Origin of the sequence: Paenarthrobacter sp. PPS72 (assembly GCF_048537125.1) — a bacterium.
Taxonomy (GTDB): domain Bacteria; phylum Actinomycetota; class Actinomycetes; order Actinomycetales; family Micrococcaceae; genus Arthrobacter; species Arthrobacter nitroguajacolicus_E.
The window spans coordinates 17,241-41,582 of the sequence record NZ_JBLYIE010000007.1 but is presented as its reverse complement, the minus strand read 5'-3'; the positions used below and the strand labels follow the sequence as shown (position 1 = coordinate 41,582).

The 24,342-nt window shown below is 62.8% G+C and carries 20 protein-coding genes and 1 pseudogene; 16 read left to right on the top strand and 5 right to left on the bottom strand.

The window, feature by feature from the left end; genetic code table 11:
• Positions 1 to 34: 34 nt before the first annotated feature.
• Positions 35 to 1,723, bottom strand: a complete 1,689-nt coding sequence (locus ACLRGI_RS04205; RefSeq protein WP_419200440.1) for a formate--tetrahydrofolate ligase — start codon at positions 1,721 to 1,723, stop codon at positions 35 to 37.
• Between the two features lie 99 nt (positions 1,724 to 1,822).
• A complete protein-coding gene (gene mshA, locus ACLRGI_RS04200) occupies positions 1,823 to 3,067 on the bottom strand; it encodes a D-inositol-3-phosphate glycosyltransferase (RefSeq protein WP_419200439.1) in 1,245 nt (414 codons plus the stop codon).
• A 120-nt stretch (positions 3,068 to 3,187) separates the two neighbouring features.
• On the opposite strand from mshA, the gene ACLRGI_RS04195 reads away from it, so the two are divergent.
• Positions 3,188 to 3,697, top strand: coding sequence for a GNAT family N-acetyltransferase (locus tag ACLRGI_RS04195; protein WP_419200438.1), 510 nt, complete (start codon positions 3,188 to 3,190; stop codon positions 3,695 to 3,697).
• On the opposite strand, the gene ACLRGI_RS04190 is transcribed toward ACLRGI_RS04195, so the two are convergent.
• Positions 3,694 to 5,067: a 6-phospho-beta-glucosidase gene (locus tag ACLRGI_RS04190; protein WP_419200437.1), complete on the bottom strand. Its 1,374-nt coding sequence runs from the start codon at positions 5,065 to 5,067 to the stop codon at positions 3,694 to 3,696. The two genes, ACLRGI_RS04195 and ACLRGI_RS04190, sit on opposite strands and share 4 nt — an antisense overlap.
• A 46-nt stretch (positions 5,068 to 5,113) precedes the next feature.
• Between ACLRGI_RS04190 and ACLRGI_RS04185 the strand changes: the two genes are divergently transcribed.
• From ACLRGI_RS04185 to tsaD, 6 genes are all read left to right on the top strand, one after another.
• On the top strand, positions 5,114 to 6,208 hold the full coding sequence (locus ACLRGI_RS04185; protein ID WP_419200436.1) for a carbohydrate kinase family protein: 1,095 nt from the start codon (positions 5,114 to 5,116) through the stop codon (positions 6,206 to 6,208).
• A gap of 68 nt (positions 6,209 to 6,276) precedes the next feature.
• Complete coding sequence (gene alr / locus ACLRGI_RS04180) at positions 6,277 to 7,518, top strand: alanine racemase (protein ID WP_419200435.1); 1,242 nt, start codon at positions 6,277 to 6,279, stop codon at positions 7,516 to 7,518.
• Positions 7,515 to 8,108, top strand: coding sequence for a tRNA (adenosine(37)-N6)-threonylcarbamoyltransferase complex ATPase subunit type 1 TsaE (gene tsaE / locus ACLRGI_RS04175; RefSeq protein WP_419200434.1), 594 nt, complete (start codon positions 7,515 to 7,517; stop codon positions 8,106 to 8,108). The genes alr and tsaE overlap by 4 nt, the downstream gene beginning before the upstream one ends.
• On the top strand, positions 8,108 to 8,779 hold the full coding sequence (gene tsaB / locus ACLRGI_RS04170; protein ID WP_419200433.1) for a tRNA (adenosine(37)-N6)-threonylcarbamoyltransferase complex dimerization subunit type 1 TsaB: 672 nt from the start codon (positions 8,108 to 8,110) through the stop codon (positions 8,777 to 8,779). Before tsaE ends, tsaB begins: the two co-directional genes overlap by 1 nt.
• A 13-nt stretch (positions 8,780 to 8,792) precedes the next feature.
• Entirely contained in the window at positions 8,793 to 9,290 is a 498-nt protein-coding gene (gene rimI / locus ACLRGI_RS04165) for a ribosomal protein S18-alanine N-acetyltransferase (protein WP_419200432.1), read from the top strand.
• Entirely contained in the window at positions 9,287 to 10,429 is a 1,143-nt protein-coding gene (gene tsaD, locus ACLRGI_RS04160; protein ID WP_419200431.1) for a tRNA (adenosine(37)-N6)-threonylcarbamoyltransferase complex transferase subunit TsaD, read from the top strand. The genes rimI and tsaD overlap by 4 nt, the downstream gene beginning before the upstream one ends.
• Before the next feature lie 12 nt (positions 10,430 to 10,441).
• Here the strand turns inward: tsaD and ACLRGI_RS04155 are convergent, their stop codons facing one another.
• Positions 10,442 to 11,593, bottom strand: a complete 1,152-nt coding sequence (locus ACLRGI_RS04155; RefSeq protein WP_419200430.1) for a glutamate--cysteine ligase — start codon at positions 11,591 to 11,593, stop codon at positions 10,442 to 10,444.
• An 89-nt stretch (positions 11,594 to 11,682) separates the two neighbouring features.
• Here ACLRGI_RS04155 and ACLRGI_RS04150 point away from each other — a divergent pair.
• Positions 11,683 to 11,751, top strand: a pseudogene (locus ACLRGI_RS04150) (50S ribosomal protein L36); the annotation flags it as partial.
• A 52-nt stretch (positions 11,752 to 11,803) separates the two neighbouring features.
• Positions 11,804 to 12,616, top strand: coding sequence for a shikimate 5-dehydrogenase (locus ACLRGI_RS04145; protein WP_419200429.1), 813 nt, complete (start codon positions 11,804 to 11,806; stop codon positions 12,614 to 12,616).
• A 5-nt stretch (positions 12,617 to 12,621) separates the two neighbouring features.
• Here the strand turns inward: ACLRGI_RS04145 and ACLRGI_RS04140 are convergent, their stop codons facing one another.
• Entirely contained in the window at positions 12,622 to 13,875 is a 1,254-nt protein-coding gene (locus ACLRGI_RS04140) for a THUMP-like domain-containing protein (protein ID WP_419200428.1), read from the bottom strand.
• Positions 13,876 to 13,942: 67 nt separating this feature from the next.
• On the opposite strand from ACLRGI_RS04140, the gene ACLRGI_RS04135 reads away from it, so the two are divergent.
• The 7 genes from ACLRGI_RS04135 to ACLRGI_RS04105 all read left to right on the top strand — a co-directional run bounded on the left by ACLRGI_RS04135 (position 13,943) and on the right by ACLRGI_RS04105 (position 24,271).
• Complete coding sequence (locus tag ACLRGI_RS04135) at positions 13,943 to 14,305, top strand: hypothetical protein (protein WP_419200427.1); 363 nt, start codon at positions 13,943 to 13,945, stop codon at positions 14,303 to 14,305.
• 191 nt (positions 14,306 to 14,496) lie between these two features.
• Positions 14,497 to 14,793, top strand: a complete 297-nt coding sequence (gene groES, locus ACLRGI_RS04130; RefSeq protein ID WP_211711208.1) for a co-chaperone GroES — start codon at positions 14,497 to 14,499, stop codon at positions 14,791 to 14,793.
• An 84-nt stretch (positions 14,794 to 14,877) separates the two neighbouring features.
• Complete coding sequence (gene groL / locus ACLRGI_RS04125) at positions 14,878 to 16,491, top strand: chaperonin GroEL (protein WP_419200426.1); 1,614 nt, start codon at positions 14,878 to 14,880, stop codon at positions 16,489 to 16,491.
• 332 nt (positions 16,492 to 16,823) lie between these two features.
• Positions 16,824 to 18,887 (top strand): acyltransferase family protein, encoded by a 2,064-nt coding sequence (locus ACLRGI_RS04120; RefSeq protein ID WP_419200425.1) that lies wholly within the window; start codon positions 16,824 to 16,826, stop codon positions 18,885 to 18,887.
• A gap of 340 nt (positions 18,888 to 19,227) precedes the next feature.
• The gene (gene guaB, locus ACLRGI_RS04115) at positions 19,228 to 20,739 is read left to right on the top strand and encodes an IMP dehydrogenase (protein WP_419200424.1); all 1,512 of its coding nucleotides are present in this window, start codon (positions 19,228 to 19,230) and stop codon (positions 20,737 to 20,739) included.
• Positions 20,740 to 20,836: 97 nt separating this feature from the next.
• On the top strand, positions 20,837 to 22,735 hold the full coding sequence (locus tag ACLRGI_RS04110; RefSeq protein WP_419200423.1) for an ABC transporter ATP-binding protein: 1,899 nt from the start codon (positions 20,837 to 20,839) through the stop codon (positions 22,733 to 22,735).
• Between the two features lie 399 nt (positions 22,736 to 23,134).
• On the top strand, positions 23,135 to 24,271 hold the full coding sequence (locus ACLRGI_RS04105) for a GuaB3 family IMP dehydrogenase-related protein (protein ID WP_419200422.1): 1,137 nt from the start codon (positions 23,135 to 23,137) through the stop codon (positions 24,269 to 24,271).
• Positions 24,272 to 24,342: the final 71 nt, after the last annotated feature.

The window sequence follows — 24,342 nt, the reverse complement described above, 5'->3', positions numbered from 1 at the left end:
GATCGGGTTGAAGGGCTTGGGATGTGAGAGAAGGTTAGAAGAGGCCCATGGGGTTGCCATCAGCATCGACGTCCATGCGCATGGCCGCCGGTTCCTTGGGGAGCCCGGGCATGGTCATCACCGCGCCGGTCAGTGCAACAATGAACCCGGCACCCGTCTTGGGAATCAGCTCGCGGACGTGCACCCGGAACCCTTTGGGCGCACCAAGCCTGGAGGCATCGTCGGTGAAGGAATACTGGGTTTTCGCCATGCAGACGGGGAGTCTTGACCAGCCATTCTTCTCGATCTCGGCAAGGCGTTTGAGCGCGGGGACCGAGAACTCCACGCCGTCGGCCCCGTAGATCTCCTGCACAATCGTCTGTATCTTGTCTTCAACGCTGAGTTCCAGCGGGTACAGATGATGGAAATTGGACGGAGCATCCAACGCCGCCGCGACCTTGGCGGCGAGCTCGTCACCACCGTCGCCTCCGCCCCCGCGGCCCCAAACATCAGCGACGGCGGCCTCCACGCCCTCTGCTGTACACCAAGCGAGTAACCACTCAAGTTCCTCTGGAGTGTCGGTTCCGAACTTGTTGATGGAAACAATGGGGGCGATGCCGAACTTCGCGACGTTGCCCACGTGCCTCTTCAAGTTTTCGACGCCGGCTGCAACGGCTTCGACATTAGGCTCGGCGAGGTTCTCCTTGGGAACGCCGCCCTGCATTTTGAGGGCGCGGATTGTTGCAACCACCACGACGGCGGACGGCGCCACTTCGGCGATGCGGGCCTTGATGTCCATATACTTCTCGGCACCCAGGTCTGCGCCGAACCCGGCTTCGGTGACCACGACGTCGGCAAGCTGCATCGCGGTGCTTGTAGCGATCAATGAATTGCAGCCGTGCGCGATGTTCGCAAAGGGGCCGCCATGGACCAGTGCGGGGGTGCCTGCAATGGTCTGGACGAGGTTCGGCTTGATGGCGTCCTTCAAGAGCATGGTCAGCGCACCCTCCACGCCCAAGTCCGAAACGGTGACGGGGGCACGATCGTAGGTGTAGCCGAAGGTGATGCGTCCCAACCGTGCGCGAAGATCATCAAGGTCGGTGGCGAGGCAGAAGACCGCCATGATTTCCGAGGCGACGGTGATATCGAAGCCGTCTTGCCGAGGGACTCCCTGTAGGGGGCCGCCGAGCCCGATAATGACTTCCCGTAGCGAGCGGTCGTTCATGTCCAGCACGCGTTTGAACGTCATGCGGCGGGGATCGATGCCGAGTTGGTTGCCTTGGAAAATGTGGTTGTCAACGAGTGCCATGAGGGCGTTGTTGGCAGAGGTGATGGCGTGGAAATCGCCCGTGAAGTGCAGGTTGATATCGTCCATGGGCAACACTTGGGAGTAACCGCCGCCGGTTGCCCCGCCCTTCATTCCCAGGATGGGACCAAGGGACGGCTCGCGCAGTGCGATCATCACTTTGTGGCCGGCGCGGGCAAGGGAGTCCGCCAGTCCCACGGTGGTGGTGGATTTGCCTTCGCCTGCCGGGGTGGGGGACATGGCCGAGACCAGTACTACTTTGCCGGGTGCCTTACCTTGGGGGAGCACCAGCTTGGAGGTGTTGATCTTGGCCTTGTACGGTCCGTACAGCTCGAGGGCATCCACATTGATGCCCGCGCGATCTGCGATCTCTTCAATGGGAAGCATGGTGGCGTTATGGGCAATTTCAAGATCGCTGTGGATCTTGTTTTCAGACATCGTTGTCCTTCGGCTCTGCCCGCAGCGGGGATGCTGCTGCTGGGGTGCTTACGCTGTGCGCGCCAATCTACCAGCCCGGGAACGGTTCCCGGCGGAGACTCAGCGCCGGGGAACCAGCAGGCCGCCCACAGCTTCCCGGTAGCTTTCCAAGGTGATGGCGGCAGTGCGCTGCCATCCAAAGGACTCGGCATGGGTGGCGGCGAGCCGGCCCATGTCCTCCCGGGTTTGAACGTCGTCGTAAAGATCTTCGAGGGCATCTGCCCAGTCGGTGGGGTCGTGACCGTCCACCAGCAGGCCGGTCCGCCCGTCCGAGATGGCACGGGAGAGGCCGCCCACGTTGGTGGCCACTACAGGTGTACCGCACGCCTGTGCTTCCAACGCCACAAGCCCGAAAGACTCGCTGAAGGAGGGCATCACCACCACGTCTGCGGACCTGAACCAACTGGCCAGCTCCGGCGCCACTACTGGCGGCCGGTGCGTGACGACGTCGGCCAGCCCGGCGTCTTCAATAAAGTGCTGGAGGTTGAAGTCCTTGGCTCCGCTGAGGGAACCCAGAATGGTCATTTCCAGATCGATGTCAGGCCTTCGTTGACGAAGGATGCCGGCTGCCTTAACGAAAACCTGGGGGCCTTTGAGTCGCTGTATCCTCCCGGCGAAGAGGATATGGAAACTGTCAGGCCTGACACCCCGCAAGGACCGTGACTTCCGCCGGAACGACGGCGTGAAAACTTTCAGGTCAACCCCGGGCGGCGCGACGTCAATCCGGTCAAGGTCAGCCCCGTAGTGGGACACCAGTTCGTCCGCCTCTGCAGGGGTATTGGCCACCAGCCGGGAGGCGCCGTCAACAATCCGTTGTTCTCCTTCTTCCCGGCGCCTTGGCTCAGGCCGTTCACCGGATTCCAGGACGAGGTTCTTAACCTTCGCCATGGTGTGCATGGTGTGGACCAGCGGAACGCCCCACAGCTCTGACAAGTCAAGCCCTGCAACGCCGGAAACCCAGTAGTGGGAATGGATGGCGTCGTAACGGCCATGGAGTTGTTGGTGGCGGATCTTGTCGATCTCTTCCACCATGTGATGCAGGAGGGCCGGCAGTTCTTCCTTGGGAACTTTGCGGCGCGGGCCTGCCATGACGTTATGAACGCAGACACCCGGGCCGGGATGCTCGACGGCGGGCTGGCCGGCTTTCGTGGACCGCGTGAAGATTTCCACCTCCACACCGGACTCGGCAAGTGCCATGGCCAGGGCCCGCACGTAGACGTTCATTCCGCCCGCATCTCCCGCGCCGGGCTGCTCCATGGGGGAGGTGTGCAATGACAGGAACGCCACACGACGGATCAACGGCACCCGGTCCTCCTCAAGATCACGGCAATAATCAGCTTTGCCCTGCAGAAAACACTACTCCTGCGCTCGAGTCCCAAGCCGAGCAAACTCCGCTATGTGGACAAGGCTGCTAGCGTGGCGGCTGTGAGCCAAGAACAAAACTTCCACGTCCGTAAAGCAATGCCGGAAGACTGGCCCGGCATGTGGTCCATCCTGGAGCCTGTGATCCGCGGCGGCGAGACCTTCACCTGGGACCGTGACACCACAGAGGATGCAGCCAGGACCAAGTGGAACAAGGAAGCTCCCGGACAGACCTTCGTGGCGGTGCATGACGATACCGGTGAGATCCTGGGCACAGGGGAGTTCCACGCCAACCAAGCCGGAGGTGGGAGCCATGTTGCGAACGCCGGATACATGGTGGGGGCCAACAACTCAGGGCAAGGCATCGCCCGGGCGTTATGCGCTTATTCGCTGAGCGAAGCCAAGGCAGCAGGCTTCCTTTCCATGCAGTACAACGCCGTAGTGGAAAGCAACGTTCGCGCCGTGTGGTTGTGGCAGTCCATGGGGTTCAAGATTCTGGCCACGGTTCCCGAGGCCTTCAACCACCCGGAGATCGGCTTGGTGGGCCTCCACGTCATGTACAGGAAGCTCTAGGTCCACAACTGGCTTAGCTCAGGAAAAGCTGCCTCGTACCCCGCCAGCAGTTGCTCGCCCAAGGGCACGGAACCCACCAGCGGGTGCGCGGCGAAGGCCTGTACGGCGGCCTCACGATCACCGCCAACCACAGCACGGACCGTCAGCCGCTCAACCTCTTTAACGTGTTGCATCAGGGTGAGGAACTGCCCCTCCGGTCGGTCCTGCGGAAGCGGCAACGCGCCGTCGGGCGTCACCTCGCAAGGAACCTCGACGACGGCGTCCGCCGGCAACCCGGGAACAGCCACCTCGGCGGTAGACCCGGCACGCAACACCGGCGAGTTGGGCACATTGAGGATCAACTGGGCGGTCCCGCCACTGGACAGGGCACGCATGACGGACAGGGCAACGCGTTCGTAGCCGCCGCCCGCGAGGTCGGATTCGTCGCGCTGCTCCCCGTGCGTCCGGGCCTCGGCCAGATAGCCTTCCTCGCGGGAGCGTCGCGCAGAGTCCCAGAGCCCATAAGGATGCGAATCCTGGAGGAGCGACGGATAGAGCGACTCTTGCTGGTGGTGGATGGACGCGCCCCGCGTTTCACGCTGTCCGCGGATGGCCTCGGTGGCTTGTGGGGTTTGGTAGTAGTAGTAAAGGTATTCGTTGGGCAGGCAGCCGAGCTTTTCCAAAGTGTGCTGCCCGAACAACCGCCCCTCTTCCATGGTTTCAAGAGCGGCGTGATCGGACAGCAGCCCCGGCAACAGATCCCGTCCACCAGGCGCCAACCGGTAAAGCCAGCCCAGGTGATTCAGCCCGTAGTAGCCCACGCCGTCGAGCGTTCCTTCTTCAAGGGGCGCACCAGCAGCGCGGGCAGCACGCTGGACCAAGCCACCGGCGGAATCGCAGATACCGATCACCTTGCGCCCAAGGACAGGAACCAGTGCTTCGGTGACCATGCCTGCAGGATTGGTGAAGTTGATGAGCCACGCGTCAGGGCAATGGCGACGCATCGCTTGGGCAAGCTCCAGCATGCGGGGGATCGAGCGGAGCGCATACGAGATGCCGCCGGCCCCGGTGGTCTCCTGTCCAAGCAGCCCCAACCCCAAGGGCACTTGTTCGTCCGCGATCCTCCCGGCAGTGCCGCCCGGGCGGATCGCGGCGAACACCATGTCTGTGCCCGTGAGTGCCTTCGCAAGGTCTGTTGAAACCACGACGGCGGGTGCGGAACCTTGGTCCGCGGGCATGTCGCGGAGTACCGCCTCAATAGCGGCCAGGCGTGCGCCGTCCACATCAAAGAGGACAAGTTGGTCCACCAACCCGGCAAAAGGACCCGCACACAAGGCCCGGTATATAAGTGGAACCCGGAATCCGCCGCCACCGGCGATCATGAGCCGCATGGTCCGAGTCTATGCAGCCCAGTACGTGCAGCGTAGTCTGCCGTGCATGGACGCTATGCCCCAGCGACGGTTCGACCCCCTGGCTGCCGTACGGTCGGACGGAGACCACCAGTGCGACCTCCTCCTGACCGGAACCGTTTTCCAGGACATCATCTTCACCGGACTCCCGCACGCCCCCGAACCCGGCACGGAGGTGTGGAGCGAAGGCATGGGCAGCTGCCCCGGTGGCGTTGCCAACCAGGCCATCGCTGCCGCACGCCTCGGCTTACGGACCAACCTCGCGGCAACCTTCGGCGACGACGGCTACGGCGACTATAACTGGCAGATCCTGGAAAGCCAGGAACACGTTGACCTCTCACTCTCGCAAAGAGTTCCCGGCTGGCACTCACCGGTCACGGTATCCATGTGCGTGAACCAGGACCGGTCCATGGTCACCCACGGGCATCCCGCCCCGATCAGTTCCTCCGAACTCATCGGCACGCCACCCAAGGCGCTTGCCGCGGTCGCTGACCTGGGCGAGGAACTGGAACCATGGATGCTCTCAGCCAAGGAGGCGGGAACCAAACTCTTTGGCGTGGTGGGCTGGGACCCCACAGGTCAGTGGTCAGAGCGCCGGCTGGACCAGTTGGGGAATTTCTACGCTTTCCTGCCCAATGCCCCTGAGGCAATGGCGTTCACCGGCAAAGCAGACCCTTGGGCAGCGCTGTATTCGCTGGCTGACCGGGTTCCCGTGGCAGTGGTAACCCTCGGCCCCCAAGGTGCGGTGGCAGTGGATTCGGAAACCGGGGAAGAGGAATGGGTGCCGTCCCTGCCGGTATCAGCGTCCGACCCCACAGGTGCGGGCGACTGTTTCGGGGCAGCCTTCATCGTGGGGTGCCTTGCAGGGTGGAGGCTGGGGGACAGGCTTCGGTTCGCGAATCTTTGCGCCTCCTTGGCGGTCCAGGAGGTGGGCGGCTCACTGGCAGCCCCGGGATGGGGCGACATCGCTGACTGGTGGCAACGCGCCAACGCGCGGAAGGAGCGCCAGTCGAGTCAATGGCTACGGCGCTTCGCCTTCCTGGAACCGATCGTGAAGGACATCCCGGCGGAAGCCCAGCGGCGGGCACGGGCCACCATCGCCCACCTGTCTGACGCCCAGTAGCGCCCCTCTGCCGTTCCGGCGGGCGCTGCAGTTAACCCGAGTTCACTGACAGCACTAGAATCTCTAGGGTGACTTACGAAGCAGCTGCAGATATCGGTATCGGGTCGAGGGCCTCCATAGCAAAGTCAGCGGTGCTGGAACGCTCCGCCGTGATCGACCTCGACGCCGTGCGGCATAACGTACGTCAGTTCGTGGGGATCGCCTCCCCGGCCGCTGTCATGGCCGTGGTGAAGGCAGACGCTTATGGCCACGGGGCCGTACAGGTTGCCCGGGCAGCACTCGACGCAGGAGCGGCCTGGCTGGGTGTCGCCCACATTTCCGAGGCGCTCGCCTTGCGCGCCGCCGGAGTCGATGCCCCGCTGCTGGCCTGGCTGCATACCCGCGAAAGTAACTTCCAAGCGGCAGTCGCCGCCGGCCTCGACGTCGGAATTTCCGGCTGGGAACTCGAGGCCGTGGTAGCTGCAGCCCGCGAACAGGAGCGGCCTGCGCGTGTGCACCTCAAAGTTGATACGGGATTGGGTCGAAACGGCTGCACCATTGAGGACTGGGACCAGTTGCTGGGCCAGGCCATGGAGTACCAGGACCAAGGGCTCCTGAGGGTGGTGGGGATATTCTCGCACCTGGCCGTAGCCGACGAACCGCAACGCCCGGAAACCGATGATCAACTGGCTGTGTTCCGCGAAGCCCTCGCCATGGCAGAGGACGCCGGCGTGGATACCGAGGTCAGGCACATTGCCAACACCCCTGCCGCACTGTCCCGCCCCGATACACACTTCAACCTTGTCCGCGTAGGCCTGGGGATCTACGGGTTGTCCCCGTTTGACGGGGCAACGTCCGCGGAACTTGGGCTGCATCCGGCCATGACCGTCCGGACCCTGCTGTCCAACTGCAAGAAGGTCCCCGCAGGCCAGGGTGTTTCCTATGGACTCAACTACCGGACCAGCCAGGAAAGCACGCTGGGCCTGGTGCCGCTGGGCTACGCGGACGGTGTCCCCCGCATCGCCACTGGAGGTCCTGTAAGGGTGGACGGAACCAACTACCCCGTAGTAGGCAGAATTGCCATGGACCAGATGGTAATTGATTTGGGACCGCTGTCCCCTGAACAGGCGGCGGGCCTGAAAGGCGCTGAAGCCGTCATGTTCGGCAACGGTGCCCACGGTGGTCCCACCGCGGATGACTGGGCGGCCGCAGCGGGAACCAACAACTACGAAATCGTGACGCGCATCAGTCCCCGTGTGCCACGCACCTACGTCAACGAGCTACCCGCCCGGGCCGACCACCACAACGCAACAGATACGGCAGGCCTGTGAGCGAAGCCCAGTGGGAGCGCACCCTTACGGTCACGACGGCGGAGCAGACCCACGCGCTCGCAGCAGCTTTGGGTGGGGTGCTTGAGGCTGGGGATCTCCTGGTCCTGACCGGCGAACTGGGCGCGGGCAAGACGACTTTCACCCAAGGACTTGGCGAGGGGCTGGGAGTCCGTGCGGGCATCATCTCCCCGACGTTTGTCCTGGTACGGATCCACCCCAATCTTGCCGATGGCCCCAGGCCTGGCGGGCCGGACCTGGTCCATGTTGACGCTTACCGGTTGGACTCGGCAGCGGAAATTGACGACATCGATCTTGAGAACACCATGGACACGGCGGTCACTGTGGTGGAGTGGGGCCGGGACCGGGTGGAGCACCTCTCGGACAGCCGCCTGGAGGTTGACCTGCTCAGGCCTCTTGGTGGGGAAGGTTCAGCAACCACAGGGGAAAGTTCAGCAACCACAGGGGACGTGCTGGGCTTTGACACCGATGACGACGACGAACCCCGCACCATCATCTTCCGTGGCTTCGGTCAGCGCTGGGCCGAGGTACCGCAACTCCTTGAAAACACAACACCGGTGGAAGGCAACTGATGCTGATACTGGCCATTGATACCTCAGCGGTTGCCAGTGCGGCCCTGATTTCCGACGATGCCATGGAAAGCGTGGTGGATTCTTTCGCCACGGAGGACACCCGAAGCCATGCCGAAGTGCTGGCTCCCGGAATCGGGAAGCTCTTGGCCGGCGCGGGCGTCACCGGGTCGGACATCGATGCGATCGTCACTGGTGTGGGACCGGGTCCTTTCACCGGATTGCGTTCCGGCATTGCCACCGCCCGCACCCTCGCTTTCGTCTGGGACAAGCCGTTGTACGGGGTTATGAGCCTGGATGCCATCGCCCTTGAAGTAGCGGAGTCCACCGCTGCGACTCCCGAATTCCTTGTGGCTACCGATGCCCGGCGCAAGGAGGTCTACTGGGCCCGCTACACCCTGGCCGAGGGCCAGCTTCCGGAACTCGTGGACGGCCCCCATGTTGGTTTCGCGTCCGAACTTCCTGACTTGCCGGTGTTCGGCGCGGGTGCCGGCTTGTACGCCGATGTACTCACAGCGGATGAAGATTTCGCGGCCACCCAACCGGATGCGGCCTCGCTGGGCCAGTTCGCCCTGGCCAAGCTCACTGCCGGGCAGGCCCTGCTGGACTCGACACCGTTGTATTTGCGGGAATCGGACGCCCAGGTCCCCGGGCCAAGGAAGCGTGCACTGTGAGGGAAGGGACACTGTGAAACTCTCACCCAAGCTGGAACTCGCCGGGGTTTCCCTCCGCGAGATGACGGAGGCGGACATCCCGGCCGTTGAGGCCTTGGAGCGCCGGCTGTTCCCGGTGGACGCCTGGCCTTTGCAGATGTTTTTCGATGAGCTGGCCCAACCCGAGACCCGGCGTTATGTGGTGGCCGAGGTGGCTGGGGAGATCGTGGCTTACGCGGGATTGATGTGTATCGAGCCGATCGCGGACGTCCAGACGATCGCCGTCGTGCCTGAATTTGAGGGCAAGGGCATTGGCTCAGCAGTCCTGACCGAACTCATTGACGAAGCACGGCGCCGTCGTGCTGAGGACGTTCTGTTGGAGGTCCGGGCGGACAACCCCCGTGCCCAGCAACTGTATTTGCGGTTCGGCTTCGAGCAGATCCACGTCCGTCCCCGCTATTACCGGGACGGCACGGACGCGCTGATCATGCGCCTTGAACTGAACAAACCACACGAAGGAGCCACAGCGTGAGCGGGCCGTATCCGGAACAGTCCCGGCAGCCGCTGGTGCTTGGCATCGAGTCGTCCTGCGACGAGACCGGTGTCGGGATCGTGCGGGGGACCACCCTGCTGACCAACACGGTGTCCTCCTCCATGGAGGAGCATGTTCGCTTTGGCGGTGTTATCCCGGAGATCGCCTCGCGCGCGCACCTGGACGCTTTCGTGCCCACCCTGCAGGAGTCCTTGCGCGTGGCCGGCGTTACCTTGGACGACGTCGACGCCATTGCGGTCACCTCCGGTCCCGGCCTGGCGGGTGCCCTGATGGTGGGCGTCTGTGCTGCGAAAGCCCTGGCCGTTGCCACCGGCAAGCCGCTCTACGCCATCAACCACTTGGTGGCGCACGTCGGCGTGGGGCTGTTGGGTAGGCCAGCCTCGCCAGGAGCGCCCGACGCCGGTGCTGCCGCCGGCTTGGGTGCCGGCAAACTGCCGGACAATCTCGGAGCCCTGCTGGTATCCGGTGGGCACACTGAAATCCTGCGCATCCGGAGCATCACGGACGACGTCGAGCTACTGGGTTCAACAATCGACGACGCCGCCGGGGAAGCCTACGACAAGGTGGCCCGCATCCTCGGCCTTGGGTACCCGGGCGGACCCGCAATCGACAAATTGGCACGCCAGGGCAACCCGAAGTCCATCCGCTTCCCGCGTGGCCTCACGCAACCCAAATACATGGGCACTGCGGAGGAAAAGGGCCCGCACCGCTACGACTGGTCCTTCAGCGGCCTGAAAACAGCTGTAGCCCGGTGCGTTGAGCAGTTCGAAGCCCGCGGCGAGGAAGTCCCGGTGGCGGACATCGCAGCAGCGTTCCAGGAAGCGGTGGTGGACGTCATTAGTTCCAAAGCGGTCCTGGCCTGCAAAGAGCATGGCATCACTGACGTCCTGCTGGGCGGAGGTGTTGCAGCGAACTCGCGGCTCCGGGAATTGACCGGGCAGCGCTGTACGTCCGCGGGAATCAAGCTGCACGTTCCACCGCTGGACCTGTGCACGGACAACGGAGCCATGGTTGCCGCGCTCGGAGCCCAGCTGATCATGGCCGGTATCAGGCCCAGCGGAGTCTCCTTCGCGCCGGATTCCTCCATGCCGGTGACTACGGTGTCAGTGACCGCCTAGCGCCTTCGCGGGCTACGCGTCCGGTCCCTTGCGCATCTGCTGCACGAGGTCCCTGACCACTGCCTGCAGGTCGCCGTTGTGTTCCGCGGCCACGCGGCGCTGGCGCTGGTAGCTTGCCCCGCGCTCGATGATCTTCAGGACGTCGGCCAGTTCTTCGGTGCAACCGAGCTTGGCCGCTACAGGCTCCAGTCGCGCGACGGTTTCCGCCAGGTGCTCTGTGACCAGCTGCTCGTTGCCGGCGGCGTCAAGGATAATGATGGCTTCCATCCCGTAGCGCGCTGCACGCCATTTGTTTTCCTGCACATGCCAGGGAGGCATGGTGGGGATGCTTCCGCCGGCGTCGAGGATGGAGGAGAACTCATCCACCAGGCACTGTGTCAGGGCGGCAATGGCCCCTACTTCTTCAAGGGTGGCCAAGCCGTCGCAGATGCGCATCTCGATGGTGCCCAGGTTCGATACTGGCCGGATGTCCCAGCGGATTTCCGACGTTGCGTCGATGACTCCGGTGGTGAACATGTCCTGGACATAGGACTCGTAGGCCTCCCAGGTTTCGAACTGGAAGGGAAGACCGGCGGTGGGAAGCTGCTGGAACATGAGCGCACGCTGGGACGCGTAGCCGGTTTCCTCTCCGGCCCAGTAAGGGCTGGAGGCGGACAATGCCTGGAAGTGCGGAAAATAGTTGACCAGGCCATCCAAAATGGGAAGGACCTTGTCCCTGCGGTCGATGCCAACGTGGACGTGGACGCCGTAAATCACCATTTGGCGTCCCCACCATTGGGTCCGCTCGATCAGCTTGGCGTAACGCTCCTTGTCCGTGACGGGTTGGAGCAGGGGAGGGCTGAACGGGTGGCTGCCTGCACAGAACACTTCCACGCCCATGGGATCGGTGACTTCCCGGACTGCCGCGAGGGAACGGCTGAGGTCCTCTTTGGCCTCCTTGACTGTCTCGCAAATGCCGGTGACCAGTTCCACAGTATTGAGGAGCAGCTCGCGCTTGATATGGGGGTGTTCGTCATCCTCATTGAGGTCGGGGTGGTTCGCGGCGACGCCCTTGAGGACGTCGTTGGCCACTGATACCAATTCCCCGGTGCGTGCATTGACGAGCGCCAACTCCCATTCCACACCCAGTGTCGATTGCCTGGATGGCGCAAAATCAATCTGCACGTAGTCCCCTCATTGTTTGTCTCAGCCGGGCACGGTTCCCCGCTGTGGGGCCGCCAGCGGTCGGATCAAGTCTAATGCAGCCGGAACGCCTACAGAGGCGCGGGTGCACCTTCGTCATCAACAAGAACAACCCGCGGATGCAGGTGCGGCAGGGCTGACCGCGCGGCCGGATGGGCAAGTCAGCGTGGAGGCCCGTTGTTTAATGGGGGAATGCCAATCCTGAACAAAGACATGTCCCTGTGCATTTCTCTTGCGGCCCGGCCCAGCAATATCGGGACCCGGTTCCACAACTATCTGTACGATCTGCTGGGCTTGAACTTTGTCTACAAGGCATTCGCCCCCGCGGACATCACCCTTGCAGTGGCGGGCATCCGCGGCCTCCCGATCCGGGGCGCCGCGGTGTCCATGCCCTATAAGGAAGCCGTCATTCCACTGGTCGACGTGATGGACCCGTCGGCAAAAGCCATCGATTCGGTGAACACGATCGTCAATAACGACGGCGTCCTCACCGCGTACAACACCGATTACATCGCAATTGCCCGGCTCCTGAAGGACCACCAGGTTCCCAGCAGCCATACCGTTTTGCTCCGTGGTGCCGGCGGCATGGCAAAGGCAGTAGCCGCAGCACTCCGGGACGCCGGCTTCACTGCCGTTACCATCGTGGCCCGCAACGAGAACACCGGCCGTGCGCTCGCAGATCTTTACGGCTTCGGGTGGCAGGACGACGTCAACGGCTCAACCGCGGACCTCATCATCAACGTCACGCCGCTGGGGATGGCAGGTGCGGATGAAACCGCCCAGTCCTTCGATGACGCCACGATTGCCGCCGCGCAGGTGGTGTTCGACGTCGTGGCCTTGCCGTCGGAAACGCCACTCATCAGCGCTGCCCGAAATGCGGACAAGAAGGTGATTACCGGCGCCGAGGTCATCGCCATCCAGGCCGAAGAACAGTTTGTGCTGTACACGGGTGTTCGCCCGAGCGCCGAGCAGGTCCGCGAAGCATCGGAGTTCTCGCGCCGCTGACCCCTTCAGCTTGTGGCGCCCCAGGCCGTTACCGGCTCCACCACGACGACCACCTTTTCCTCACCGATCCTGGTGAGGACCAAGGTGGCTGTCTTCGCATCCTTACCCTTGGCGGGTTTGGCGGGTTTAGCGGGCAGAAGTTGCTTTCGCAGCTCTTCCGGGGTCACTGACGTGCCCCGCTTCTTGATATCCAACACTGTGATGCCATTGTCCTTCACCCACGATTTGAGTGCCTTGACGTTGTAAGGCATCACGTCAAGCACCTTGTAAGCGCGGGCGAACGGGGTGTCATGCAGCTCAGGGGCGCAGATGTAGGCGATGTGCTCGTCCACCAGGTGCCCACCCAGCCGCTCGGCGATGTCGGCTACCAGTCCCGCTCGGATCACCGCACCATCCGGTTCGTAGAGGAAGCCTTCCACAGGCCCGACGACGGCTACCGGGCCGCCGTCGAAATCCGCGCCGCTGGTGATCTCAGCGGCACCCTGGCTGCCAATAACCAGCGCGGCCCGACGCACGCCGGGGCGGGCCACGGCGTTGAACCACAGGGTCATCTCGGTAACGTCGCCTCCCACTGATACCCACTGGGCTTCGCAGCCTGAGGGCACTGAATCATGGGGGATGCCCGGGCCCATTTTGACGCCGATGGCCTGGCCGGTGGCCGCCAGGCGCTCCACGAAGGACAGCGGGGGAGAGAAAGCTTCAGGGTCCCAGATCCGTTTGGTTCCGGAAGTCGAAGTGGTCCGACGCGCAGGATCCAGCCACACGCCGTCCATCCCGTCCAGCTCCACCGAAGTTGCATCCGCGTGCACCACGGTCGCTTGGGGGAAGGGCATGAGGTTGATGGTGGCGCAGGCGGCAGTGGTTTCATCCACCTCAACGGCGGTCACCGAGATGTCCATTGACGCCATTGCCATGGAATCAGCGCCAAGGCCGCAGCCGAGATCGGCAACGTGCCGGATGCCGGCCTTCGCGAACCGCTCGGCGTGCCGGGCCGCGACGTTCAGGCGCGTGGCCTGTTCCAGCCCGGCTTGGGTGAACAGCATCTGGCGCGCGAACTCCCCGAACTTTGCCTCCGCCCGAGTGCGTAGGCGCGATTGCGTGAGGACGGCGGCCACGAGTTCGGGGGAGTGGCCCGCCTTCCGGAGCCCGGCGTTCAGGCTGAAGGAGTCAGCCTCCCGGTAGGGCCCCAAGGAAGCAAGAAGTTCCCATCCTTCAGTGGTCAGCAAGGGTGCGATCTGTTCCTGCGGTGCGTGAGGCATGTGATCAAGCCTAACGGGGCGGCACTTGACAGAGTGACCGGCGAATCAGCCGGATAGGGTTGTTTTCATGGAAGACAACGCAGCCCCGCACCCCTCCACCTTGACAAAACTCGCCCGCCCCGCCCTCATAGCGGGGGCTGTGATCGCGGTGGTCTGCATCGGCCTGCTGATCATTATCTTCGCGTTGGATTCCTTCAATGCCGCCACCTACACAGTCGCCGGCAAGAGCGTCAACGACGCCACTGATGAAGCGCGGGGCATCCGTGAACTCTATAGCGGCGCCAGGACCGGTGGAATCATCACCCTGGCGATCTCCGGCGTCGTAGCTGTTGCCGCTGCCGTGGTGCTGTATCTGAATCGGGGCAACGCTCCGCTGGACGAGGATGACGACGGCGAAGACTACGATCTGGACGACCTCACCGGCCGGTGACGGAGGTTCACTCATGACGAAATGCTGGCACTCGCCTTGACCGAGTGCTAACGCTTACATAGAGTCTTGTTAGCACTCTCCCCCGGAGGGTGCTAATCACGCCAAGCGTCTTCCGGCACCGCGACGACGGTTGTACGCTCCGGCACCCTAGTTCTTAGTCCATGAATCAGCTCATGAAAAGGAGAGTCCGAGTGTCGGTCTCGATTAAGCCTCTTGAGGATCGTATTGTTGTTCGCCCGCTCGAAGCAGAGCAGACCACGGCTTCCGGCCTGGTAATTCCGGACTCCGCACAGGAGAAGCCGCAGGAAGGCGAAGTTGTTGCAATCGGCCCCGGCCGCTTCGATGACAACGGCAACCGCGTACCGGTTGACGTAACTGTTGGCGACGTCGTCATCTACTCCAAGTACGGCGGAACCGAAGTCAAGACCGGCGGCAACGAGTACCTCGTTCTGTCCGCCCGCGACGTCCTTGCGATCGTCGTAAAGTAACTTCCCGGAGCCCCGCACCGCCGTCGCGTTGGAATCATTCCAACCGTCAGCGGTGCGGGTTTTCTGTCTTGAAAGGACACAACCATGGCAAAGCAGCTTGCTTTTAACGATGCTGCCCGCCGGTCTCTTGAGGCCGGTATCGACAAGCTCGCCAACACTGTCAAGGTGACGCTTGGCCCGCGCGGCCGCAACGTCGTGCTGGACAAGAAGTGGGGCGCTCCCACGATCACCAACGACGGCGTGACCATCGCCCGCGAAGTTGAGCTTGACGACCCCTACGAGAACCTTGGCGCACAGTTGGCCAAGGAAGTAGCCACCAAGACCAACGACGTCGCCGGCGACGGCACCACCACGGCTACCGTGCTGGCACAGGCCCTGGTCAAGGAAGGCCTGCGCAACGTTGCTGCCGGCGCTGCTCCGGGCGAGATCAAGCGCGGCATCGAGGTTTCCGTCGAAGCCGTCGCTGCCCGCCTCCTGGAGAACGCCCGCGAAGTCGAAGGCACCCAGGTTGCCAGTGTTGCAGCCATCTCCGCGCAGAGCGACGAGGTTGGCGAACTGCTGGCTGAAGCGTTCGGCAAGGTTGGCAAGGATGGTGTCATCACCATTGAAGAATCCTCCACCACCCAGACCGAACTGGTCCTGACCGAGGGCATGCAGTTCGACAAGGGCTACCTTTCCCCGTACTTCGTCACCGACGCAGAGCGCCAGGAAGCCGTCCTTGAGGACGCCCTCATACTGATCAACCAGGGCAAGATCTCCTCGCTGCAGGACTTCCTGCCGCTGCTGGAGAAGGCCCTGCAGGCCAACAAGCCGCTCTTCATCATTGCTGAAGACATCGAAGGCGAAGCCCTGTCCACGCTGATCGTCAACCGCATCCGCGGCACGCTCAACGTTGTTGCCGTCAAGGCGCCGGGCTTCGGCGACCGCCGCAAGGCCATGCTCCAGGACATCGCGACGCTCACGGGCGCCCAGGTTGTCTCCCCGGACCTCGGCCTGACCCTGGACAGCGTTGGCCTCGAGGTTCTCGGTACCGCACGGCGCATCACGGTGACCAAGGACAACACCACCATCGTTGACGGTGCCGGTACGGCCCAGGACGTGGCCGACCGTGTGGCTCAGCTGCGTGCTGAGCTCACCCGTACGGATTCGGACTGGGACAAGGAAAAGCTGCAGGAACGCCTGGCCAAGCTGGCTGGCGGCATCGGCGTGATCAAGGTTGGCGCAGCCACCGAGGTTGAGCTGAAGGAAAAGAAGCACCGCATCGAGGACGCCGTTTCCTCCACGCGTGCAGCCCTTGAAGAAGGCATCGTTTCCGGTGGCGGTTCCGCTCTCATCCACGCCCTCAAGGCACTGGACGAGTCCCCGGCCGTCAAGGCGCTGGAAGGCGACGCCGCAGCTGCTGTGGGCATCGTCCGCCGCGCCCTGGTTCAGCCGTTGCGCTGGATTGCCCACAACGCCGGCTTCGACGGCTTCGTTGTTGTTGCCAAGGTCTCCGAGTTGGAAGCCAACCACGGCTTCAACGCCAAGTCCGGCGAGTACGAGGACCTGATCGCCGCTGGCGTGATCGACCCCGTCAAGGTCACCCGCTCCGCTCTCCGCAACGCCGCTTCCATCGCTGCCCTGGTTCTCACCACCGAGACCCTGGTTGCCGAGAAGCCGGCTGAGGAAGAAGACGCACACGCAGGCCACCAGCACTAACCGCCTGTTTTACAGAAGCCCCGGTCACTTTGACCGGGGCTTCTGTTGTCTCTTCAGGTTGTTGCGGGGCCGATCAGAGGGTCATATCGCGTTCCAAGGGCTTCGCGAACGTGTAATGGGCCACATTGAAGGCAGTTGCGCCGAGGGGCAAAGTAGGCGAGGCCGGGGAGCATCAGTACAGGTCACGCACAGGTTGTGGTGGCACAATGTATGGCTGGACCTGCGCTGATGGGGCATTGGATGGCGGCCGGGAACACCCTCGACCATGAATTGCGCGGCTGAAACCGCGTAATATTGATGCTTTGTGCCACAGCTTTGAGGAACTGCCTAACGTGACGACGCCAACCATTCCAGCCCCTGCCCACCGTGGTAGGCGGGCCGCCGGACCCCTTGCGAAGTCTAAGTTCCGCCCCGAAATCCAGGGCCTTCGGTCGCTCGCCGTCCTCATGGTGGTGAGCTACCACATCTGGATTGGCCGGGTCTCCGGAGGCGTTGATGTCTTCCTCCTGATCTCATCGTTCCTCATGACCCTTCAGTTCACGGGACGGTACAAACAGGGACGCCCCATGGACCTCGTGCGCCACTGGCTGCACCTGTTCAGGCGGCTGCTGCCGGCCGTCGTTGTAGTCCTTGTGGGAACCCTCGCAGCAACGTTCATCTTCCTGCCGGCCACGCGCTGGGTTGAGATCGTCCAGCAAACCTGGGCATCGCTGTTTTACTTTGAGAACCGGCTGTTGCAGGAACTGGCAGTAGACTACTACGCCACCGACCACAGCATGGCGAGCCCTGTTCAACACTTCTGGTCGTTATCCATTCAGGGCCAGGTTTTCATTTTGTGGCCCATCATCTTTGCAACGGTCGCTCTGGTGTGCCGCCGCTTTGCCCTCCGCTACCGCGCGACGCTGGTGTACGTCTTCGCGATCATCTTCCTGGCCTCGTTCATTTACTCCATCATCTTCACTGCCGGCAACCAGGCAGTGGCCTACTTCGATACCTTTGCCCGCTTGTGGGAGTTCGCCCTGGGGACATTGGTGGCCTTGATCCTGCCGGCCCTTGATTTTTCCAAGCCTGTCCGTGTCATCATGGGCTGGGTTGGCGTGGCGGCGATGCTCAGCTGCGGAGTCCTGCTGCAGGTACAAACCGCCTTCCCGGGATTCGTTGCTTTGTGGCCAACTCTGGCTGCGGTCGCGGTCATTGCGGCCGGTCAGACCGGGAGCCGTTTCGGCGTCGACCGCATCCTGAGTTCCAAATTCCTGGTCAGGCTCGGCGACAACTCCTACGCCCTGTACCTCTGGCACTGGCCCATTCTGGTGATTGCCTTGGCCTGGAGCGGCAAGGATCAAGCTGGCTGGCTTTCCGGCACGGCCATCGTTGCGGCGTCACTCGTTTTGGCTTTCCTGACAACCAAGTTCGTGGAGAAACCGTTCCGGGAATGGAAGTGGCCGGAGGTGAAGCGGCGTCGCTCCGTTATCGCGATTGTGGCGTGCCTGGCGGTCGTGTCCGCGCCCCTCATGGCTTTCCAGTACCGACTGGACCTGGACCAGCAGGCTGCAGAGGCCCGGATGGTTTTCGATAACCCCGGCGCCAAGGCACTCCTGCCTACCTATGTAAATGAAGCAGCTCCGAATGCGCTCACCCAGCCCACCGCGGAAAGGATCGGGCGGGACTGGGCGAAGCTGTCCGACGGATGTTCCGGCGACACTAAACCGAAATCGCAGTTACTGCAGGACAACTGCCAGCAGAACGGCGTCGGGTCCGACGCCACCAAGACGGTCCTGGTGGTGGGGAACTCGCATTCCCAGCAGTGGCTCGCTGCCTTGGAAGTGTTGGCGGAGCAGTACAACTGGCGCCTCTACTCGTTGCTGTACGGCGCCTGTCCCTTCATGACTGAAGACCCCGAGGCGGAGCCTGGCTGTAATGAGTTCAACAGCCAAGTGCGCAGCCACATCCGGGAACAGGCGCCGGATGCTGTCTTCATGGTGGGCACGGCAGCTGTGTCGTCCTTGCCCGATGAAAGACTGACCTACGGTTTTGAGGATCTGATTCCCGAGGTCACAGGACTGGGCGTCCAGGTGGTAGCGGTCCGCGACAACCCACGGTTTACCTACAGCCTCACGGACTGCGCCCTCGCCAAGGGCGTGGATAGCCCTGATTGCCGCCCATTGAAGGCAGACGTCCTGGCTGAGCCCAGCCCCTTTGATTCGGTGACGGGTAAGTACCAAGGCCTGGCCCTGCTGGATATGACCGACCTCATCTGTTTGGGAATCTACTGTCCGCCCATCATTGGCAACACCTTCGTCTACCTGGATGACAACCACCTGACTAAAACCTATGTCAAGAGCATGGCAGGCATGCTCGACGAGAGGTGGTTTGCCGCGACAGGGTGGCAACGATGATGGCTTCGCGCGCAAGAGCTGCTGCCCCTGCGGTCAATGAACCCAAGCCTTCACGTGCGAGCAAGGGGACCTGCCACGGGATGGCGCGGTAGCTAGGTGCGACACCCGCCAGCGTCTTCAAACGTACGACGACGGCCTGCCGCCAGTGCTGTTGCTCACAGTCAGGCGTCGCGGAATATGGCGATCGGCGCGGAGGTTCTAGTATTTATCCAATACCTGCTGCACAAGCAACTTTTGCACAGGCAGTTTCTGCACAGGCCAGTCCCGTAATGACGGGCTGGTCATCAGTTGCAACCCCTACCAGTTAAGCCCCCGGAACCCAGGTAAGAGGCGCACACTCATGACCCAGCCCGAACACGATCCCTTTGGCTTTGTTGGCCTGACCTACGACGACGTCCTGTTGCTGCCCGGCCACACTGACGTCATTCCGTCCGATGCTGACACGTCGTCCCGTATTTCCAAGCGCATTTCCGTGCAGACTCCATTGCTTTCCGCAGCAATGGACACCGTAACTGAGTCCCGCATGGCCATCGCCATGGCCCGCCAGGGTGGTTTGGGCGTGGTCCACCGCAACCTGTCCATTGACGACCAGGCCGAGCACGTTGACCGCGTCAAGCGCAGCGAGTCCGGCATGATCACCAACCCGCTGACCATTGGACCGCAGGCCACGCTGCAGGAACTGGATGAACTCTGTTCCCGTTACCGTGTCTCCGGCCTTCCCGTGGTGGACACCGACGGACGCCTGCTGGGCATCGTCACCAACCGCGATACCCGCTTCATTCCGGAATCGGAATTCCCCCTGCGCAGTGTCAGCGATGCCATGACCAAGATGCCCCTTATCACCGGGCACGTGGGCATCAGCCGCGAGGAAGCCTCGCACAAGCTTGCTACGAACAAGATCGAGAAGCTCCCGCTTGTTGACGAGCAGGGCCGCCTGAAGGGCCTGATCACCACCAAGGACTTCACCAAGGCAGAGCAGTACCCGCTGGCCACCAAGGACGACGAAGGCCGGCTGCGTGTTGGTGCTGCCATCGGCTTCTTTGGCGACGGTTGGGAGCGCGCCATGAAGCTGATCGACGCCGGCGTCGACGCGTTGTTCGTTGACACCGCCAACGGCCACTCCCAGGGCGTGCTGGATATGATCCGCCGCCTGAAGTCGGATCCCATTGCTGCCCACGTAGACATCATCGGCGGCCAGGCAGCCACCCGCGAAGGTGCCCAGGCCCTGATCGACGCAGGCGCAGACGGCATCAAGGTAGGCGTCGGCCCCGGCTCCATCTGCACCACGCGCGTGGTTGCCGGTGTTGGCGTTCCGCAAATCACCGCCATCTACGAATCTGCCAAGGCTGCCATCCCTGCAGGTGTTCCGCTGATTGCCGACGGCGGCCTGCAGTACTCGGGCGACATCGGAAAGGCGCTGGTTGCCGGGGCCGATACTGTGATGCTTGGCTCCCTGCTGGCTGGCTGCGAGGAGTCCCCGGGCGAACTCATCTTCGTCAACGGCAAGCAGTTCAAGAGCTACCGCGGCATGGGCTCCCTCGGCGCCATGCAGTCCCGCGGCAAGAACACGTCCTACTCCAAGGATCGTTACTTCCAGGCCGACGTCTCCGGTGACGACAAGCTCATCCCGGAAGGCATCGAAGGCCGTGTAGCCTTCCGCGGCCCGCTGGCTTCTGTGGCATATCAGCTGGTAGGTGGCCTCCGCCAGACCATGTTCTACACCGGTGCTCCCACCATTGCGGAGCTGAAGGCGCGCGGCAAGTTCGTTCGCATTACGCCCGCGGGCCTGAAGGAGTCGCACCCGCACGACATTCAGATGACGGTGGAGGCACCCAACTACGGTTCCCGCTGATCATGAACTTGGGCTGTTCCCCGTGGAAATTTCCGCGGGGAACAGCTGTTTAACAGGACGCGGCAAGATTGTCGGTCCCTAAGAATAGGCTGGGCACATGTCAGAAAAGCCCGCGCAACTGCGGCACCCGGAGTCGGTCCGGCTGAATCCGGCTCCACCGGGCAGGACGCCGCCCCGCAAGCTGGCCCTGCGGCCGTATGCACGCGCCGTCGGGCAAGTCCTGAAGGTGAGCTTCAAAGCTTCGCCGGGCGCGGTCATCATGAAGGTGGCCGGCTCCCTGATTTCGGCCACGCTGCCGCTGGTCACCACGTATTTCGCCGCCCTGACCACCACAGCGCTGGCGGCGGGCTACGCGGGAGACCCCGACGCCGGCCCGCGGGCAATTCTGTATGTCATCATCACTGCGGCCCTTGGATTGTTCTGGGGCGCTTTCAGCAGCGTGGACCGCTACATCCAGCAGTTGATGAGCTTCAAAGTAGGCGCCATCGTGGGCGACATGATGTACCAGCGCTTCCTGGCGCTGGAGTTCTGGCGCTACGACGACAAGGAAACGGTGGATCTTTACGACCGCGCCAAGCGGTTCTCCGATTCCTATGCGCGGGTCCTGGACCGGATAGCCGCCATCTTCACGCAGTTCGTTTCCGTGGTGCTGGCCATCGGTGCTTTGCTGCTGGTCAGCTGGTGGATCGCGGTGATCGTATTGGTAGCTATCGTCCCCAGTGTCTACCTGCAGTTCAAGCTGTCGCGCGAACAGATCGCGCACTGGAATACGCAAGTGGATTCGCGACGCCAACGCCGGATGATCGAACAGAACCTGCTCCGTCCCCAGCACATTGCGGAAATGAGGCTTTACGGGATAGTTGGATACCTCATGGACCTGAGGTCCAAACTGAGGGATGCTGACGAGCGCAGGCGCCTGGACTTCCAAAAGCGGTACATCCCCAAGCAGTTGGCCGCCGATTCCCTGCAGTACGGTGCCGAAGTCGTGTCCCTGATCTGGGTGGTTGGCCAGATCATCGCCAGGGCGCAGCCGGTGGGACAATTCCTGTATGTCCAGCAGATTGTGAGCCGGGCGCTTTCCACTGCCAACAGCCTTGTCTCCTCTTTGAGCTCCATTGATGAGGACCTTGCCAACCTCAAGGACTACGAGCTCTTCATGGCCCTTCCTGTTCCCAGCGGGAAAGAGAAACCGCTGGCATCCTCGCCCACCACCGTGGAGTTGCGGGACATCCGCTTCAGCTACACGGGGAGCGACATTGAGGTCATCAAGGGCATCTCCATGACCATCAGGGCAGGTCAGCACATCGCCATTGTGGGGGAGAACGGGGCCGGCAAATCAACGCTGATCCGAATCCTGGCCGGGCTCTACCGGCCTGACTCGGGCCAGGTCCTGCTCGATGGCGTGGACCTCGCCGGGATTGACGTCACCAGCTGGCACCGCCACCTGGCAGTACTGAGCCAGGAGTTCCTGAAGTATGAGTTCGCCACCGCGGCAGAGAACATCTACCTCGGCGATGTGGACCAGCCTCGGGACGACGACCGGATCCGGAGGGCGGCCTCGGACGCCGAGGCCATGGAGTTCATCAACAAGCTGCCCAACGGCTTGGAGAACCATGTCAGCAACTGGATGGAGGACCCCCGCGGGCGGAAGGGAAGCGGGCTTTCAGGCGGTCAATGGCAGCGACTGGCCATGGCACGCAATTTCTACCGGGATGCCGCGTTCATGGTCATGGACGAGCCCACGTCTGCCATCGACGCCTTGGCGGAGCACCGCATCTTCACCCGGCTCTTCGCAGACCGGAGCAGCACCATCATCGCCATCAGTCACCGTCTGGCCACCATCGAGAAGGCAGACATCGTGTACATGCTGGAGGACGGACGCATTGCGGAACAGGGGACTCACAAGGAGTTGGTGGCGTTGAGGGGACGGTACTTCCGGATGTTCGAATCCCAGCTCTCGGTGGACGAGACCAGCCGCAACACTCCTGCGACCTAGGGCGGGCCGTATCCGGCATCGCCATAAGGGTCACGCCACGATTCCGATTCCGGCAGCCCAAGCGCCCATGCAGGCTCCACGTGCATCCCCGAGCTTGCGCAGGCGCGAACGCGCATTCGGCGGGGTGATGGCCGTGAGCTCCGGGGAAAGCCAATAATCCAAGGGGCGGCGAGAGTGGAAAAGGGGAGCGGGGCCGGCCTGGTAACTCACCCGGGGTTCTGCCCCAACCCCGCGCGAACCCGGGGGCCGAGTTGCTTGGATTGCGGCCGGATGTGTTCAATGCCGGCTCCGTGGAAGCCCGGCGCCATGGGTCCCCTGCCATGTGGAAAGCCGCTTTATGAAGTGTTCACTTTCTTGGCCGAATCGGGGTTCCGGGAGGGGTCCAGTAAAGTAAGAGCCGTGACTTATGAGATTGAGATTGGCCGTGGCAAGCGTGGGCGTCGTGCCTACTCCCTGGATGACATCGCGATCGTCCCGAACCGCCGGACGCGCGACCCGAAGGACGTCTCTGTCTCCTGGCAGATCGACGCCTACAAGTTCGACACCCCCGTCATCGCGGCTCCCATGGACTCAGTGATGTCCCCGGACACCGCCATCGCCTTTGGTCGGCTCGGCGGCTTGGGTGTCCTTGACCTTGAAGGTCTCTGGACGCGTTACGAGGATCCCCAGAAGGTACTCGATGAGATCGCAGAACTTGCCGACGAGACTAACAGCCCTGCCGTCACGCGTCGCATGCAAGACCTTTACCAGGCACCCATCCAGCCTGAACTCATCAGCTCCCGCCTGGCCGAGATCCGCGCCGCCGGTGTTACCGTAGCCGGGTCCCTGACTCCGCAGCGAACCCAGGAACACTACAAGACGGTGGTGGCTGCCGGCGTCGACATCTTTGTTATCCGCGGAACCACGGTTTCAGCTGAACACGTCTCCAAGAATCACGAGCCGCTGAACCTCAAGCAGTTCATCTACGAGCTCGATGTTCCGGTGATCGTTGGCGGAGCAGCCGGCTACACTCCCGCCCTCCACCTCATGCGCACCGGCGCTGCGGGCGTCCTGGTAGGCTTCGGCGGCGGTGCCACCACCACCACGCGCCGTGCCCTCGGTATCCACTCGCCCATGGCTTCGGCCATCTCCGATGTCGCTGCTGCCCGCCGCGATTACATGGATGAGTCCGGCGGCCGGTACGTCCACGTCATTGCCGACGGCGGCATGGGCAGCTCCGGAGACATCGTCAAGGCTATTGCCATGGGCGCCGACGCCGTCATGCTTGGCAGCGCACTGGCACGTGCCGAAGAGGCTCCGGGCCGGGGCTGGCACTGGGGTCCTGAAGCACACCACCTCGAATCCCCCCGCGGCGATCGCGTCAATGTTGGAACAGTTGGTCCGTTGGAAGAGGTCCTCTTTGGGCCGGGCCACCACACCAACGGAACGTCCAACCTTATTGGCGCCCTGCGCCGTTCCATGGCGACCACCGGCTACTCGGACCTCAAAGAGTTCCAGCGCGTCGACGTCGTGGTTTCGCCTTACGCGGGAAACTGAAAACCAAGCGCTAAAAGCCCCTGTTGGCTCCGACTCCTGTCGGAGCCAACAGGGCTTCCTGCATTGGGCGT